This window comes from Flavobacterium sp. 2 (assembly GCF_049949195.1).
GTDB lineage: Bacteria > Bacteroidota > Bacteroidia > Flavobacteriales > Flavobacteriaceae > Flavobacterium.
The window spans coordinates 3,936,866-3,950,894 of record NZ_CP188206.1; the positions used below are offsets into that span (position 1 = coordinate 3,936,866).

A 14,029-nucleotide genomic window follows, 5' to 3' on the forward strand; every position below is an offset into this window, starting at 1 on the left:
AAAAACCTCTAAAACTTTATCAAAATGCTAGATTATTGAAAGTTTGTAGTCTCATACTGATTTAATTTGTCCAGATGAAGAATTGTTTTGGATGCGTTTTTACTTCTGTTGTACATAGTTACAAATTTTGCGCCGTATATAATTTCGTCAAAAGTATACGAAGTTCGGGCAGCAACCGTGTTGCTAAACATGTCATCAAAAGTGGTAATAAAGACTAAAATTTCACCGTGTGTTTTTTTGAAATCTTCTTCGGTGAAATTATATAAAGGACTATTTTCTGTAATTGGATGCACCAATGTCCAGCTTAATGTAAGCGCATTGATTCGGTCCAACTCCAGTTCCAGATTGTAGAATTTATTTACATGTTCACCATTTTCTTCAACACTCAATCCTAAAGTTATTTTTGCGGTGGCATCAGTAAAATTAGTATTTTTAAAAGGTACAAGTCGAATCATTAAACCTTTGTTTTCTCCATAAGGCGAAATTAAGGCATTGTGGGAAAATTTTAAAAAGGCGGTAGGTTTGCTGAATCTTCCAAAAAACAATCCTGTTGCAATTGCAAAGCTCAATAATCCAATTAATGCTTCGGCGGCAGACAAGGCGCTGGTTAAAAATCCAGTCGGACTAATATGTCCATAACCAACCGTGGTGAAAGTTTGCGCACTAAAAAAATAAGCTTGGCCAAATTGCGTCAAAATGCTTTGAGATTGTTCAATTCCGTCAAGATGTTCAATTCCGATGGCATAATAGATGACGGCAAAAATAAAATTGATGACAATGTAAAAACTAAATAAGATGAGCATAAATTTCCAATTTGGCATATCAATCATGGTATGGTACCAGCTGATGCGTCGCAATAAATGCATACCTCTTTTTTCAACATTTGCAGTTCCGTTTTTATTCACAAATCTTCCGCCGTAGCTTTCTGCATTGGTTCCAAATCCGGAATTTTTATCGGTTTGAGCGTAGTTGTTTATTTTTTTAAGAAGCGCCATAGAAATTTAATTGAAGAGCAAATTTATAAATATCTTTTGTGGAATATTAAAGTGTTTGTGAAATAAAAAGCCATTTGTATTTTGGTGTTTACAAATGGCTTTTTATTATTTGAGTTTTATTTATTTATTTACAAAACGTCGTTCTGTTTTTGATGGCACTCTGACTACCTAATTCAACAGCTTTTGAAAAATCTTTGCAGGCATTCTTTTTATCACCAAGTTTATTATAAGCAAGACCTCTTAAATTGTAAGCAATATAATCTTTTGGATTTAAGCCAAGTGATGAAGTACAATCGTTAATAGCGTCCTGATAATTCAATAATTTATAATTTACGTTTGCTCTTCCTGTAAAAGCATCGGCATTCATGCTGTCTAAGTCGATTGTTTTGCTAAAATCGGCTAAAGCGCCTTTTAAATCATTAAGTTTTAGTTTGGCTACGCCTCGGTTTTGGTAAGCTTCAACAAATTTAGAATTCATGCTGATGGCTTTTGTGTAATCGGCAATAGCGTCTTTTGTGTTTCCGGTTTCGGCTTTTTTCATAGCTTTGTCAAAATAAGCCGTTGCAGATTGCGCCCATGAAGCGCAGGTAATCATAATAAAAGATACTAGTAGTAGGTTTTTCATAAACTAATTTGGGATTAGTGATTAATTATTTCCAAACGAATTTAAGAAAGATTTGTTTTGTAAGGGAACTACTTTTGTAAAATAATTGTGATATAAATTATATTTTTAAGTAACCCCGAAATCCTCGTGCCGCATAATAAGATTCGGCACCATTATGATAAAGAAATATTCTTCCGTAACGGAAATCACAAAATACAGCACCGCCTAATTTTCTAACATCTTCTGGCGTTGCAATCCAGCTTGAAGTTTTGGTGTCAAAATTTCCAAGTCCCTGTAACTGGCGATATTGTTCTTCGTTCAAAAGCTCAATTCCCATTTCAGCCGCCATGTCAACAGCGCTGTTTTTTGGTTTGTGTTCTTTTCTTGAATCGAGTGCTTTTCTGTCGTAGCAAAGACTTCTTCTTGCTTTTGGACTTTCGGCTACGCAATCAAAAAATAGATATTCATCGCTATTTTTATCATAAGCTACAACGTCTGGTTCACCTTCCGTTTTTTCCATTTGAAGAAGCGACCAAAGTTTTTCTGAATTGGTTTTAAGTTTCGCTTCTACTTTTGTCCAATCAATATCGGCATGACGATTTAAGTTTTTTTCAAAACGAGCTTTCAAAATACTGATAATTTGTTCTTGTTCTTCTTGCGAAATTTTATTTTTCATTTCAATGTTTTTTGATTTTTATTCTTGTCGGCGCACCATTTCGTTGATCCAAATTGGCGCAAAAGGCGAAGTACAGCCTTTTGAAGTTGGATAATCTCTGTAAATACCTAGTTTTTCTCCAATGGCTAAAGCACGAGCTCTGTATTCAGGAAATTTAATTCCAATTTGTGCCAATGTGCTATTCATTGTCCATTGAACTTCCGGTGCTGCTGTTGGCATTTCATTTTCAATTCGGTCTAGCAAAGCTGGTAAATCCAAAACATCAGGATTGCGGGCAACGCATCCGCTGGTAAGACTCCATGCAGCGCGGCCGTGCATCACATCAGTTGAATGCATCCAGGCTTGACGCAACGTTTCTCTATCTGAATAATCTTTAATTATATAAGAATAAAACCAATCGGCAATATGAACGAATTTTTCCGAAGAAACCATTTTGGCAATTTGTTCATTTGAAAGCTTTTTGGGATCGATGATTAAAATAGCTAAAAATCGAGCATCGGCATTTTCAGTGTCCCAAAGTTCAAGTGCTAATTCGTGATTGATTTTGATTTTTTTTGCCAATGTTCGAATGTCGCCCATTTTAACGCCAAACTGATTTTCGCTGGCGCCGCGTTTTTTATTTTGAGCAAATACTTTTTCGTCTCCAAGAGCTTTTAGTTGTGTTAAAATATCTTTTGCTGTCATTTTGATCTGGTTTTTATTGCAAAGGCAAATTAATCATTTAAACCTTTTCCGTCAAGAATGTTCTGAGTGTGTTTTTCGACTCTGGCTTCACGGGTTTTGGCTTGTTTTGGTTGAGAAAAATGAAGCAAATAAGCTCTTTGTCTCCCTGGAGTCAAAGCTTCAAAAGCTTTTTTTAATTCGGGATTTTCATCTTGTTTCTTTTGAAATTCTTCAGAAACAGGAAAGTCTGAAGTTTTTTTCAGAGTTACTTTCAAACCTGCTTTTTCAATTTCAATAGCTTGATAAATATATGTTTTTAGAATAGGTTTCAAATCAACAATTTCTTTCAAACTTGTAAATCGGATATGACGTGCTGCCTGAACATTTTCAGATTGTTGAATCAAAATTCCGTCAGTATCTTTTAGCAAAGCGCCTTTGAAAAATAAAAAAGCGCAATAATCTTTAAAAGCATGAATCAAAACCACATTACTATCTTGATACATATAACAAGGATTTCCCCATTTTAACTCTTCAGTAAGCTGACATTCAAGAGCAATGGTTCGCATTTGTTCCAATTCTTCCTGCCATTTTGTGGCTTTGTCAAAGAAAAAATCAACTTTCGGATTCATTTTTATAAGTTTAAGCGTTAATGAGTTTTCGTTCCGTTGGTCTGAAATACCAAGATATTACTGTTAGGACGATTAAAAGCGCCGGTCCAAAAAAATCTTTTGCGCTGTCATTTGCTGCAAAATGCGAAAATAACGCGCCTGACATTGCAAAGAAAAAACCAGCATAGGCCCATTCTTTCAATAATGGAAATTTAGGAATCAGAACTGTTATTACACCCAATAATTTCCAAATGCCTAATAAAGTTAGCAAATAAATTGGATAACCCAAATGCGACATTCGATCTGTTTCGTCTTTTGACTGCATTAATTGCACGATTCCAGTTGCTGTCATTCCTAGTGCTAGCCAAAGCGTAGCAACCCAATAGATAATTTTGTTTCTTTTTGTCATGATAGGTTTATTTTAGTTTGTTACAGATTTCTTCTAATCGATTATGCGCCATGTTCAGCCCTTGTTTAAATGGTAATTGAAGCATTTGATCTCTTAAAGCTGTCGATTTATAAACGATTTGCATGGTGAGTTTGCTTGTAGATTCGCTAACTTTTTTAAATTCTAAAAATTCTAATTGAACGGTAAAAGGCGAATTTTCCATTTCAAATGTTCGGGTTATTTTTTCATTTGGAATAAATTCATGAATAACACCATTCATCTGAACAACGACGTTTCCTTTTGTATCGCTGGTTTCAAATTGATAACTGCCATGTTTTTTGCTTTCAAGTTTTAAGACTTTTGTTCCCATCCATTGTGCTACAATTTCAGGCTCGATGTAGGCTTTAAAAAGCAATTCGACGGGCAAATCAAAGTCACGTGTAATAACAAGTTCTTGTTTGTCCTCTTGCGCATTTATTTTTGTTTTTAATTCCATATCAGTTAGTTTTTCGGTTTGTAGTTTTTCATGATTTCTTCAAGTTTGTTGAATCTCTCGTCCCACATTTGTCTGAACGGCTCTATGAAATCGGCTATTTCTTTCATTTTTTTAGCATTAATTGTATAATGAACTTCACGGCCATTTTGGGTTTGTTGCAATAAATCGCATTCTGTCAAAATTTTTAAATGTTTGGAAACAGTTGGGCGTGCGGTATCAAAATTGGAAGCTATCGCACCTGCGGTCATTGAATGCGAAGTCACCAAAAGTAATATAGCTCTTCTTGTAGGATCGGCTATGGCCTGAAATACATCTCGTCTTAAATTCATATTATGAAGTTATTTGGCTACAAATATATATGAAGTTATTTGGCTACGCAAATATTTATTAAAGTATTTTTTGTAATTAACTGAAAATGTGTTGTTAGTGATAAGGGGTGATGTGTTAGTAATCCTTGAAATTGTTGGAGAATTGAAAAATTTAACTTCTAAAAAATTGTTTTTAATTGGTTTGTTTTACTTTTAAAGAAATTATTGAAGTGAAAGTTTTTATAAATAATAACAACTAAGAAATTTAGATATGAAAAAGATTCTCGCATTATTTTTATTCCATATTTCGGTTGCTGTTTTTGCTCAGGTGGCAAAAGATTCCGAATTGTTTTTGACTTTGAAAAAACATGACAGTATTTTCTTTGAAAAGAGTTTTAATCAATGTGATATAGCTTTTTTGGAAAAAGCGATTCATCCCGATTTGGTTTTTTATCATGATCAGGGCGGTATTCAGAATAAAAAGACTTTTTTAGAAAATGTAAAAAAGAATATTTGTGGAAAAGGCTCGCAAAAACCAATCAGAAAAGTAAAGCCGGAAAGTTTAGAAGTGTATCCGCTTTATAGCGAAGGAAAGCTTTACGGAGTAGTTCAGACCGGAATTCATGATTTTTATTTAAGAGAAGCTAATAAGTCTGATGTTTTTACCAGTGAAGCAAAATTTACTCATGTGTATCTTTTGATTAATAAGGAGTGGGTTTTAAAAGAGGTTTTGAGCTTTGATCATAAAAGTTAAAAAAAGAATGGTAGAAAATATTGCTATTCCGGATTCATTGCAAGAAGCAGTTGGAAATGAAAAATAGATTTTTTGTAAAAGCAAAAAAAGGACATAAAAAAAGCCTATTTCGAAATGAAATAGGCTTTTTTGTTTTTGTGACCCGACTGGGGCTCGAACCCAGGACCCCATCATTAAAAGTGATGTGCTCTACCGACTGAGCTATCGAGTCATTGTTTTCTCTAATGAGGGTGCAAATATAAGCACTTTATTTAGGTTTTAAAGACTTTTTTTAATGCTTTTTTGTAATAATTTATAAAAGCCTATTTTACAATAAAATAAGCTTAATATTTTTTAGTGACCACGGTGGGATTTGAACCCACACGCCCTTACGAGCACCACCCCCTCAAGATGGCAAGTCTACCGTTTCTCCACGTGGCCTAAAAAGAAAAAAGGTCGAGTAAAATAATTTACCCGACCTTTGTGACCCGACTGGGGCTCGAACCCAGGACCCCATCATTAAAAGTGATGTGCTCTACCGACTGAGCTATCGAGTCATTGCTTTCAAGAAACTTATTTTGTTAATCACAAATTTTGTGACCCGACTGGGGCTCGAACCCAGGACCCCATCATTAAAAGTGATGTGCTCTACCGACTGAGCTATCGAGTCATATTCGTTTCTTGAATGCGGGTGCAAATATAAGGAGTTATTTTCGAAGTTTCCAAGCATTTTTATTATAAATTTGTCTTTTTTTACGAAAAGTTCCCAATGTCTTAGTTTATAAGGTTTTATTAATATGAAAAAAATAGTGTTATTAGGTTATATGGGTTGCGGAAAGTCAACAATTGCCCAAAACTTGTCAAAAATTACAAATATTCCGTTTCTGGATTTAGATACTTGCATCGAAAAAAGAGCAAATTTGTCGATAAATGAAATTTTTTCTAAACAGGGGGAAGTATATTTTCGAAAATTAGAACACGAAATGTTTGTAGAATTGCTTAATTCTTCAGAAAATAACATTATTGGTCTTGGTGGAGGAACTCCATGTTATGCGAATAATCATTTACTGCTTCAAAATGATGATATCGTTTCTATATACTTAAAAGCATCAATTGATACTTTATATAATAGATTAGCCCAAAACAAAAGCAAACGCCCGCTGATTGCGAATATGGAAGAGGACGAAATGAAAGAGTTTATTGCAAAACATTTGTTCGACAGAAGTTTTTATTACAACCATGCACAGCATAAAGTGTCGGTTGATGCTAAATCAGTCGAAGAAACGGTTGAGGATATTTTGGAAATTTTAGCTTAAAAACGCGTAATTATCGCCATTTTCATCAAAAACAACCTGAACATGCTCTAATAAAGAAGTTGATAAAGAGATTCCTTTAAAATCGGCTTTTACAGGATATTTTTTGTGATTTCTGTCAACAAGTACTGCTGTTTTGAATTTCTTAAGCGGAACGTCTAAGAAATGACGAACAGCATATATTAATGTTGTACCCGAGTTTAATACGTCATCAACTAATACTAATCCTTTATTTTGGTATTCTTCCTTAGTTAAAGAAGTATGGATTGGTAGCTGCGGATTTTGTTTGTCGACTTTAACTTCGCAGGTCGAAACTTTCAGTGTTGAAATATTACTTAAGGCAGTAGCAATTTTTTGGGCAAAAACAGATCCGTTAGAAGCGATTCCGGCAATAACTACTTCTTCTTCGTCAACAAATGTCTCGTAAATTTGATAGGCAATACGTTTGATTTTGTGTTCGATTTCCTGATTCGTTAAGATGATGTTTTTGCTCATGATTTTATTTTTTGCTAATGTACAAATTTATGAATTGCAGTTTTTAAATTCCAAATTCCAATTTTAGAAAATTAATTCTTTATGTTTTTTGGAAATTGAGATTTCAGAATTAAAATTTAAATATCGTTTTCTTCGTCTTCATCAAAAATTTCATTTCCATATTCGTCAATATCTCGTCTGTCTTTTTTGGTTGGTCTTCCTGTTCCGCTTTTTCTGTAATGTTCTTTTGAGAGTTTTAATAACTCTAAATGTGCATAAGCTTCAGGCGGAGTTTCGTTTTTGCGGTATATATCAACAAGTTTTGCACCCACGCGGCTTTCCGGAATATCAAGAACCGTGATAATTTGTGTAATCTGATCTTTTCTAAAGGTGATTTTGTCTGTTGGGAAAACTTCTTTAGAAGGCTTAGCAACCTGCCCATTTACAGTAATATGGTTCTTTTTACAGGCTTCTGTAACCATGTTTCTGGTCTTGTAATAACGCACGCACCATAAGTATTTATCTATTCTCATAATTTTTCTAAAATCCAAGTTAAATTCTTTACAAAAATAAATCAATATTGTATCTTGCGCACCTAAAAAATTAACAATAATGAATAAATTTAAATATTATTTTATTTTATTGCTCGCTGGTATTGCCATGGTTTCTTGTAATAAGAGTGATGATGATGAAACTGTAGTTGAGGTAAGAGATTATAATGTGCAATATAAAGCAGATAATGACTCTATAATAAAATATTTAAAGACTAATTATATTGACAACGTTACTGCAAATTATGATATTGTAATAAAGAAAATTCCTGCTGGCGGTACGCAAACTTCAATTTGGGATCAAAAAACATACCCCTTAAAAGTTAGAAAAGTTTACAATCGTGATGTTAATTATGATGTTTATTATTTAGAATTAAGAAAAGGAACTGGTGAAGCTCCATGTAATACGGATAAAATTTACGCTTCCTATTCAGGTAATTTGCTTGACGGAACTCTTTTTGATACTTCATATGGTTATGGAGTAGCTTTTGATTTATTTGTATACACCCAAGGCGCTGTAATTGATGGCTGGGGAGAAATTTTCCCTCAGTTTAGGACTGGAACATCAACTACTGCTTCAAATGGTGTAATTACTTATGATAATTTTGGAGCTGGTGTAATGTTTCTGCCTTCAGGATTAGCGTATTATGCATCGGCACAAGATAAGATTCCTGCATATTCTCCTTTGGTATTTAGTTTTAAATTATATGGTTTGTTAAGAATGGATCATGATATTCAAATAAATGGTACAACTGTAACTGCAAATCCAGATGGTATTCCTGATTATTTTGAAGATGTCAATAAAACTGTTACTGCAGATGGTTTTGATGGCAATGGATATGTTTATGACTTAAGAGATTTGGTAAGGTATCCAAATCCGCCAGCGTGGATGAAAGACGATACAGATGGAGACGGAATTGCAGACTTTTTAGATGTTGATGATGATGGAGATGGTTATACTACTCGTTTTGAAACTACAAAACCTGCTGATGCTCCAGTGACTGGTATAAGTAAATATTATCCTTTTGATCCAATTCCGGATAATCCTAGCACGCCAAATGTAGATGAGACTGAAACATATGGTATTCCTGCATTTGGAGGTGATTATACTTCTCCAGGACGATTAAGAATTCATGTTGATAAAAATCACCATAGTGTAAAATAATTATAATAAAATAGATATAGAAAAAACCTCGAAATTGGATTTCGAGGTTTTTTTTATAAAGTAAGAAAAGTGAAAATTATTTTCTTTTGATAACTCTTTCTACAGCTTCAACAATTGCTTGATTGTTTAATTTGTGTTTTTCCATTAATTGCTCTGGAGTTTCAGATTCACCAATAACCATCTTGTCTTTGTGCTTCCCTATTAAGATTAAGACTTCATGTTGCTAAAAATCATAAATCATCATAATTTGGAAAAATTAGATGTGAAATAGAAATAAAAAACCTCGAAATGTGAATTTCGAGGTTTTTTTTTATAAAGTAAGAAAAGTAAAAATTATTTTCTTTTAATAACTCTTTCTACAGCTTCAACAATCGCTTGATTGTTTAATTTGTATTTTTCCATTAATTGCTCTGGTGTTCCAGATTCTCCAAAACTATCTTGTACTGCTACGAATTCTTGTGGAGTTGGATTGTGTAAAGCTAATACTCCTGAAACACTTTCTCCAAGACCTCCTAGGTAGTTGTGCTCTTCTGCAGTAACTACACATCTTGTTTTTGCAACTGATTTAAGAATAGCTTCTTCATCAAGAGGTTTAATAGTATGAATGTTGATTACTTCAGCAGAAATTCCTTTTGCTTCTAAAGCTTCGGCAGCAATAAGAGCTTCCCAAACTAAGTGGCCAGTTGCAATAATAGTAACATCTGTTCCTTCGTTTAACATAATTGCTTTTCCAATTACGAATGGTTCGTCAGCAGGTGTGAAGTTTGCTACAACTGGACGTCCAAAACGCAAATAAGCCGGACCATGATGATCTGCTAATGCAATTGTAGCAGCTTTGGTTTGGTTGTAATCGCATGTATTGATTACAGTCATACCTGGCAACATTTTCATTAAACCAATATCTTCTAAGATTTGGTGAGTTGCTCCGTCTTCTCCTAAAGTCAAACCAGCGTGAGAAGCACAGATTTTCACATTTTTATCTGAATAAGCAACAGATTGACGAATTTGATCGTAAACTCTACCTGTAGAGAAGTTAGCGAAAGTTCCTGTAAAAGGAATTTTTCCCCCAATTGTTAAACCTGCAGCAATTCCGATCATGTTAGCTTCTGCAATTCCGATTTGGAAAAAACGCTCTGGGTGATTTTTTTTGAATTCATCAAATTTCAATGAACCAATTAAATCTGCGCATAACGCTACTACGTTTTCATTTTTTTGACCTAATTCAGTCATTCCCGCTCCAAAACCAGAACGAGTATCTTTACTTCCTGTATTTTCGTATTTTTTCATTTTATTTCTTTTGAGATGCTGAGCTTCTAAGTGACTAAGTTTCTAAACTGAAAACTGTCTACTAAGACTGAGCACTTTTTAATAATCCGCTAAAGTTGAAATGTTTTGAGCCAAAGCGTTTGCTAATTGGTCATTGTTTGGTGCTTTACCATGCCATGCGTGAGTATGCATCATAAAATCAACTCCATTACCCATTTCTGTATGTAATAAAATACAAACTGGTTTTCCTTTTTCTGTTCTTGATTTAGCATCAGTTAAACCAGCAAGGATAGCATCAATACTGTTTCCTTCTTTAATTTCTAAAACATCCCAGTCAAAAGCTTCGAATTTAGCGCGAATGCTTCCCATTGGCAAAACTTCGTCAGTTGTTCCGTCAATTTGTTTTCCGTTTAAGTCGATAGTTGCAATAATGTTGTCTACTTTTTTAGCAGAAGCATACATGATTGCTTCCCAGTTTTGACCTTCTTGCAATTCTCCGTCTCCGTGTAAAGTATAAACAATATGATTATCACCGTTTAATTTTTTAGCTTGCGCCGCTCCAAGAGCTACAGATAAACCTTGTCCTAATGAACCAGATGCAATACGCACTCCAGGTAAACCTTCGTGAGTTGTTGGGTGTCCTTGTAAACGAGAATCTAATAATCTAAAAGTAGCAAGTTCTGAAACTGGAAAATAACCGCTGCGTGCTAAAACGCTATAAAATACAGGAGAGATATGTCCGTTTGAAAGGAAAAATAAATCTTCTCCAATTCCATTCATATCAAAACCTTCTTTGCGGTCCATAATATTTTGATATAGTGTTACCAAAAATTCAGTACAACCTAATGAACCACCTGGGTGTCCAGAGTTTACAGCATGTACCATTCTAAGAATGTCTCTTCTTACTTGGATCGTTAAATCGCTTAATTGTTGTGTGTTAGGCTTCATTTTATATGTAAAATTTTAAACTGAAGCAAAAGTAAAGGTTATTTTGCGGGGAGACAAATCATTTTTTGCTTTAGTTTGCTCCAATTGTTAAATTTTTTTGCGCTTTTTTTATCAGATTCAGGGAAAATTCGAGATATTGATAATTGGATATAAAAATTATGCCGCGAATTAAATACATAACAACGATTTTAAATGTTGTAAATACACTTAATTCGCAGCATAAAAAATGTTGCAGAAAATTTGATGTGAAAATTAATTTGAATCGCTTTCGCTATAAAAATTATTTTCTTCATCTTCTGAACCAATTTCTTCCTGATCATCATCAAGTTCAGCTCCTGGGACATCAAGATCATCGCCGAGTTTGTCACTGTTTTGTTTCCATTCGTGATTGTTCTGATTAATGATTCTTTCGCCGGAAATATCTTCTGGATCAATGTCCTCAAGTTTATCTTCTTGATTATAAATATCTTCGTTTGCAGGATAATCTAAATTTTCCAGATTTCTTTCAATTTGATCTTCGTTTGCGGTGTTTTTATCTTCTGAATTTATCATGATTTCTAAATTTTAAGTGTTTTATAAAGTTATGAAATCAATGAATTTGATTTGTTATATTTTAGAAATCAGAAAATTGCAATATTTACATTAAGTAAAAAAAAATATCTCATTTTCTAATTGATAAATTATCTAATTGCAGCAATCTCTTTCCAGGTAATAAGATGAATATTGTTTTCTTTGAGCTTTGCAGCGCATTCTTCACTTGTGAAAAAATCAAAGTCAATTTGACGCCATTCTGAACCAAAATTTGGATGGTTAATTGTAATTCCTTGCATTTCAAAATCATCAAAAGCAGGATGTAGTAAGAAAACATTGAATCCGGGAATTACGTTGTCTAAAGCTTTTTTATAAGATTTTCTAAGTTCACCTTTTTCGAAATCAGTGTAATATCCAATTAAAAGATTATCAGCTAAAAGTGTATTTTCAAAATCATATTTTTCATCAGACAAGCTAATGGATTCTACAAAATCTTTATTGATGAAAACTGGTAAATTGTATGTTTTTCCGAGTTCTTTATAAATTTCTAAAACTTCTGGAGTTACGCCAACACTGCACATGTGTGAGTCGAGATGTGTAGGTTGGATTCCAAATTGTAAAGCTCTTTCGATTTGGGCTATAAGTTCTTTTTTTATTTCAGAAAGTTTTGCATTGTTTTTGAAATCTTGTCGAGTTTTATAGAAATAACCGTTTTGATCGACTAAACTTGGAACTTCAGAAATAGAAAGAATTGGCCCAAATTTATAATTTTCCCATTCGCAAGTCAGCGTTAAATGAATGCCACAATCGTAATTTGGATTGTCTTTGGCAAATGATGCCATTTCGAAAAACCACGGACACGGTACCATTATACTATAGGAGTTGACAGATCCATTCTGTAGTGCTTTTATCGTTGCTTGATTTTCTGAATGAGATAATCCGGCATCATCGGCGTGAATCATTAATAGTTTGGTGCTTTCTGGATATCCAAGTTTTTGAGCTAGATTCATTTTTAATTGATTTTATTCAAATTTAAAAATTTCTAGAGTTTAGGTTTTATATTGTTTTGGAATTAACTCAATTTTATAATTGACAAATTGCCTAATTAATTAAATTTCCATGAAATTAACTTATCTTTGCCGACTGAAAAAAGAAACAAATGAAGTTCGATTTATTACAAAAAGATCCGCAGTCAAAAGCAAGAGCGGGAAGTATAACTACTGATCACGGCGTAATTGAAACGCCTATTTTTATGCCTGTAGGAACGGTGGCTTCTGTAAAAGGGGTGCATCAGCGTGAGTTGAAAGATGATATTAATCCGGATATTATTCTTGGAAATACCTATCATTTATATTTGCGTCCGCAGACAGAAATTCTTGAAAAAGCAGGAGGATTGCATAAATTCATGAATTGGGATCGTAATATTTTGACTGATTCTGGAGGATATCAAGTATATTCTCTTTCTTCAAACAGAAAAATTAAGGAAGAAGGAGTAAAGTTCAAATCGCATATTGACGGTTCATATCACTTTTTTACACCGGAAAATGTAATGGAAATTCAGCGTACCATTGGTGCTGATATTATTATGGCATTTGATGAATGTACGCCTTATCCTTGTGATTACAGATATGCGCAGCGTTCAATGCACATGACACACCGTTGGTTGGATCGTTGTATTAATCATTTGGAAAAAGTTCCATATAAATACGGTTACGAACAAACATTTTTCCCGATTGTTCAGGGAAGTACTTATAAAGATTTACGCCGCCAATCGGCTGAATATATTGCTAACTCTGGTCAGCAAGGAAATGCAATTGGTGGACTTTCGGTTGGTGAACCAGCTGAGGAAATGTACGCAATGACAGAAGTAGTTTGCGAAATTCTTCCAGAAGATAAACCTCGTTATTTAATGGGTGTTGGAACTCCAATTAATATTTTAGAAAATATTGCGTTAGGAATTGATATGTTCGATTGTGTTATGCCAACGCGTAATGCGAGAAACGGAATGTTGTTTACGGCAAACGGAACAATCAACATCAAAAACAAAAAATGGGAAGCTGATTTTTCTCCAATCGACGAAATGGGACATACTTTTGTAGATACTGAATATACTAAAGCTTATTTGCGTCACTTATTTGCTGCCAACGAATATTTAGGAAAACAAATTGCAACGATTCACAATCTTGGTTTTTATATGTGGTTGGTTCGAGAGGCGAGAAAACATATCTTAGCCGGAGATTTTAGACCATGGAAAGAAATGATGGTTAAAAATATGAGCCAAAGACTTTAAAATATGTTAGTTTGTTTAAT

Annotated in this window: 18 protein-coding genes and 4 tRNA genes; 4 read left to right on the forward strand and 18 right to left on the reverse strand. The window is 33.8% G+C overall.

Features of this window, described 5'->3' with window-relative positions:
• Nucleotides 1–32: 32 nt before the first annotated feature.
• The 8 genes from ACNFIH_RS17175 to ACNFIH_RS17210 all read right to left on the reverse strand — a co-directional run bounded on the left by ACNFIH_RS17175 (nt 33) and on the right by ACNFIH_RS17210 (nt 4,759).
• Complete coding sequence (locus ACNFIH_RS17175; RefSeq protein WP_426484049.1) at nt 33–995, reverse strand: ion channel; 963 nt, start codon at nt 993–995, stop codon at nt 33–35.
• A gap of 124 nt (nt 996–1,119) precedes the next feature.
• The gene (locus ACNFIH_RS17180; RefSeq protein ID WP_426484050.1) at nt 1,120–1,620 is read right to left on the reverse strand and encodes a tetratricopeptide repeat protein; all 501 of its coding nucleotides are present in this window, start codon (nt 1,618–1,620) and stop codon (nt 1,120–1,122) included.
• A gap of 97 nt (nt 1,621–1,717) precedes the next feature.
• Complete coding sequence (locus tag ACNFIH_RS17185) at nt 1,718–2,275, reverse strand: DUF4256 domain-containing protein (RefSeq protein ID WP_426484051.1); 558 nt, start codon at nt 2,273–2,275, stop codon at nt 1,718–1,720.
• 18 nt (nt 2,276–2,293) lie between these two features.
• On the reverse strand, nt 2,294–2,959 hold the full coding sequence (locus tag ACNFIH_RS17190; RefSeq protein ID WP_426484052.1) for a DNA alkylation repair protein: 666 nt from the start codon (nt 2,957–2,959) through the stop codon (nt 2,294–2,296).
• A gap of 29 nt (nt 2,960–2,988) precedes the next feature.
• Nucleotides 2,989–3,567, reverse strand: a complete 579-nt coding sequence (locus tag ACNFIH_RS17195) for a YdeI/OmpD-associated family protein (RefSeq protein ID WP_426484053.1) — start codon at nt 3,565–3,567, stop codon at nt 2,989–2,991.
• A gap of 10 nt (nt 3,568–3,577) precedes the next feature.
• Nucleotides 3,578–3,955 (reverse strand): DoxX family protein, encoded by a 378-nt coding sequence (locus ACNFIH_RS17200; protein ID WP_426484054.1) that lies wholly within the window; start codon nt 3,953–3,955, stop codon nt 3,578–3,580.
• A 7-nt stretch (nt 3,956–3,962) separates the two neighbouring features.
• Complete coding sequence (locus ACNFIH_RS17205; protein ID WP_426484055.1) at nt 3,963–4,430, reverse strand: SRPBCC family protein; 468 nt, start codon at nt 4,428–4,430, stop codon at nt 3,963–3,965.
• A gap of 5 nt (nt 4,431–4,435) precedes the next feature.
• Nucleotides 4,436–4,759, reverse strand: a complete 324-nt coding sequence (locus tag ACNFIH_RS17210; RefSeq protein ID WP_035649603.1) for an ArsR/SmtB family transcription factor — start codon at nt 4,757–4,759, stop codon at nt 4,436–4,438.
• A gap of 250 nt (nt 4,760–5,009) precedes the next feature.
• Here ACNFIH_RS17210 and ACNFIH_RS17215 point away from each other — a divergent pair, with 250 nt between their 5' ends.
• Nucleotides 5,010–5,492 (forward strand): nuclear transport factor 2 family protein, encoded by a 483-nt coding sequence (locus ACNFIH_RS17215; protein WP_426484056.1) that lies wholly within the window; start codon nt 5,010–5,012, stop codon nt 5,490–5,492.
• A 138-nt stretch (nt 5,493–5,630) separates the two neighbouring features.
• Here the strand turns inward: ACNFIH_RS17215 and ACNFIH_RS17220 are convergent.
• From ACNFIH_RS17220 to ACNFIH_RS17235, 4 genes are all read right to left on the reverse strand, one after another.
• A tRNA-Lys gene (locus tag ACNFIH_RS17220) sits at nt 5,631–5,703 on the reverse strand.
• Between the two features lie 126 nt (nt 5,704–5,829).
• A tRNA-Leu gene (locus ACNFIH_RS17225) sits at nt 5,830–5,912 on the reverse strand.
• A 43-nt stretch (nt 5,913–5,955) separates the two neighbouring features.
• Nucleotides 5,956–6,028, reverse strand: a tRNA-Lys gene (locus ACNFIH_RS17230).
• A gap of 40 nt (nt 6,029–6,068) precedes the next feature.
• Nucleotides 6,069–6,141, reverse strand: a tRNA-Lys gene (locus tag ACNFIH_RS17235).
• A 127-nt stretch (nt 6,142–6,268) separates the two neighbouring features.
• On the opposite strand from ACNFIH_RS17235, the gene ACNFIH_RS17240 reads away from it, so the two are divergent.
• Nucleotides 6,269–6,787 (forward strand): shikimate kinase, encoded by a 519-nt coding sequence (locus ACNFIH_RS17240; RefSeq protein WP_426484057.1) that lies wholly within the window; start codon nt 6,269–6,271, stop codon nt 6,785–6,787.
• On the opposite strand, the gene ACNFIH_RS17245 is transcribed toward ACNFIH_RS17240, so the two are convergent.
• Together ACNFIH_RS17245 and ACNFIH_RS17250 are read right to left on the reverse strand one after the other, a co-directional pair.
• The gene (locus ACNFIH_RS17245; RefSeq protein WP_426484058.1) at nt 6,779–7,279 is read right to left on the reverse strand and encodes a phosphoribosyltransferase family protein; all 501 of its coding nucleotides are present in this window, start codon (nt 7,277–7,279) and stop codon (nt 6,779–6,781) included. The genes ACNFIH_RS17240 and ACNFIH_RS17245 overlap by 9 nt on opposite strands.
• 116 nt (nt 7,280–7,395) lie before the next feature.
• Nucleotides 7,396–7,791: an RNA-binding S4 domain-containing protein gene (locus ACNFIH_RS17250; protein WP_426484059.1), complete on the reverse strand. Its 396-nt coding sequence runs from the start codon at nt 7,789–7,791 to the stop codon at nt 7,396–7,398.
• A 79-nt stretch (nt 7,792–7,870) separates the two neighbouring features.
• Here ACNFIH_RS17250 and ACNFIH_RS17255 point away from each other — a divergent pair, with 79 nt between their 5' ends.
• Nucleotides 7,871–8,974: an FKBP-type peptidyl-prolyl cis-trans isomerase gene (locus tag ACNFIH_RS17255; RefSeq protein ID WP_426484060.1), complete on the forward strand. Its 1,104-nt coding sequence runs from the start codon at nt 7,871–7,873 to the stop codon at nt 8,972–8,974.
• Between the two features lie 333 nt (nt 8,975–9,307).
• Here ACNFIH_RS17255 and ACNFIH_RS17260 read toward each other — a convergent pair whose 3' ends face one another.
• The 4 genes from ACNFIH_RS17260 to ACNFIH_RS17275 all read right to left on the reverse strand — a co-directional run bounded on the left by ACNFIH_RS17260 (nt 9,308) and on the right by ACNFIH_RS17275 (nt 12,729).
• The gene (locus tag ACNFIH_RS17260) at nt 9,308–10,261 is read right to left on the reverse strand and encodes a transketolase family protein (protein ID WP_426484061.1); all 954 of its coding nucleotides are present in this window, start codon (nt 10,259–10,261) and stop codon (nt 9,308–9,310) included.
• A gap of 78 nt (nt 10,262–10,339) precedes the next feature.
• Complete coding sequence (locus ACNFIH_RS17265; protein ID WP_426484062.1) at nt 10,340–11,188, reverse strand: transketolase; 849 nt, start codon at nt 11,186–11,188, stop codon at nt 10,340–10,342.
• Nucleotides 11,189–11,440: 252 nt separating this feature from the next.
• Nucleotides 11,441–11,740 (reverse strand): hypothetical protein, encoded by a 300-nt coding sequence (locus ACNFIH_RS17270; protein WP_035649588.1) that lies wholly within the window; start codon nt 11,738–11,740, stop codon nt 11,441–11,443.
• A gap of 128 nt (nt 11,741–11,868) precedes the next feature.
• The gene (locus ACNFIH_RS17275) at nt 11,869–12,729 is read right to left on the reverse strand and encodes a polysaccharide deacetylase family protein (protein WP_426484063.1); all 861 of its coding nucleotides are present in this window, start codon (nt 12,727–12,729) and stop codon (nt 11,869–11,871) included.
• Nucleotides 12,730–12,878: 149 nt separating this feature from the next.
• On the opposite strand from ACNFIH_RS17275, the gene tgt reads away from it, so the two are divergent.
• Nucleotides 12,879–14,009 (forward strand): tRNA guanosine(34) transglycosylase Tgt, encoded by a 1,131-nt coding sequence (gene tgt, locus ACNFIH_RS17280; protein ID WP_035649585.1) that lies wholly within the window; start codon nt 12,879–12,881, stop codon nt 14,007–14,009.
• The last annotated feature ends 20 nt before the right edge of the window (nt 14,010–14,029 follow it).

Bases quoted from the DNA above. Each gene is read 5' to 3' on its own strand.
- ACNFIH_RS17175 (WP_426484049.1), bottom strand. From the start codon at position 995: ATGGCGCTTCTTAAAAAAATAAACAACTACGCTCAAACCGATAAAAAT.
- ACNFIH_RS17180 (WP_426484050.1), bottom strand. From the start codon at position 1,620: ATGAAAAACCTACTACTAGTATCTTTTATTATGATTACCTGCGCTTCA.
- ACNFIH_RS17185 (WP_426484051.1), bottom strand. From the start codon at position 2,275: ATGAAAAATAAAATTTCGCAAGAAGAACAAGAACAAATTATCAGTATT.
- ACNFIH_RS17190 (WP_426484052.1), bottom strand. From the start codon at position 2,959: ATGACAGCAAAAGATATTTTAACACAACTAAAAGCTCTTGGAGACGAA.
- ACNFIH_RS17195 (WP_426484053.1), bottom strand. From the start codon at position 3,567: ATGAATCCGAAAGTTGATTTTTTCTTTGACAAAGCCACAAAATGGCAG.
- ACNFIH_RS17200 (WP_426484054.1), bottom strand. From the start codon at position 3,955: ATGACAAAAAGAAACAAAATTATCTATTGGGTTGCTACGCTTTGGCTA.
- ACNFIH_RS17205 (WP_426484055.1), bottom strand. From the start codon at position 4,430: ATGGAATTAAAAACAAAAATAAATGCGCAAGAGGACAAACAAGAACTT.
- ACNFIH_RS17210 (WP_035649603.1), bottom strand. From the start codon at position 4,759: ATGAATTTAAGACGAGATGTATTTCAGGCCATAGCCGATCCTACAAGA.
- ACNFIH_RS17215 (WP_426484056.1), top strand. From the start codon at position 5,010: ATGAAAAAGATTCTCGCATTATTTTTATTCCATATTTCGGTTGCTGTT.
- ACNFIH_RS17240 (WP_426484057.1), top strand. From the start codon at position 6,269: ATGAAAAAAATAGTGTTATTAGGTTATATGGGTTGCGGAAAGTCAACA.
- ACNFIH_RS17245 (WP_426484058.1), bottom strand. From the start codon at position 7,279: ATGAGCAAAAACATCATCTTAACGAATCAGGAAATCGAACACAAAATC.
- ACNFIH_RS17250 (WP_426484059.1), bottom strand. From the start codon at position 7,791: ATGAGAATAGATAAATACTTATGGTGCGTGCGTTATTACAAGACCAGA.
- ACNFIH_RS17255 (WP_426484060.1), top strand. From the start codon at position 7,871: ATGAATAAATTTAAATATTATTTTATTTTATTGCTCGCTGGTATTGCC.
- ACNFIH_RS17260 (WP_426484061.1), bottom strand. From the start codon at position 10,261: ATGAAAAAATACGAAAATACAGGAAGTAAAGATACTCGTTCTGGTTTT.
- ACNFIH_RS17265 (WP_426484062.1), bottom strand. From the start codon at position 11,188: ATGAAGCCTAACACACAACAATTAAGCGATTTAACGATCCAAGTAAGA.
- ACNFIH_RS17270 (WP_035649588.1), bottom strand. From the start codon at position 11,740: ATGATAAATTCAGAAGATAAAAACACCGCAAACGAAGATCAAATTGAA.
- ACNFIH_RS17275 (WP_426484063.1), bottom strand. From the start codon at position 12,729: ATGAATCTAGCTCAAAAACTTGGATATCCAGAAAGCACCAAACTATTA.
- tgt (WP_035649585.1), top strand. From the start codon at position 12,879: ATGAAGTTCGATTTATTACAAAAAGATCCGCAGTCAAAAGCAAGAGCG.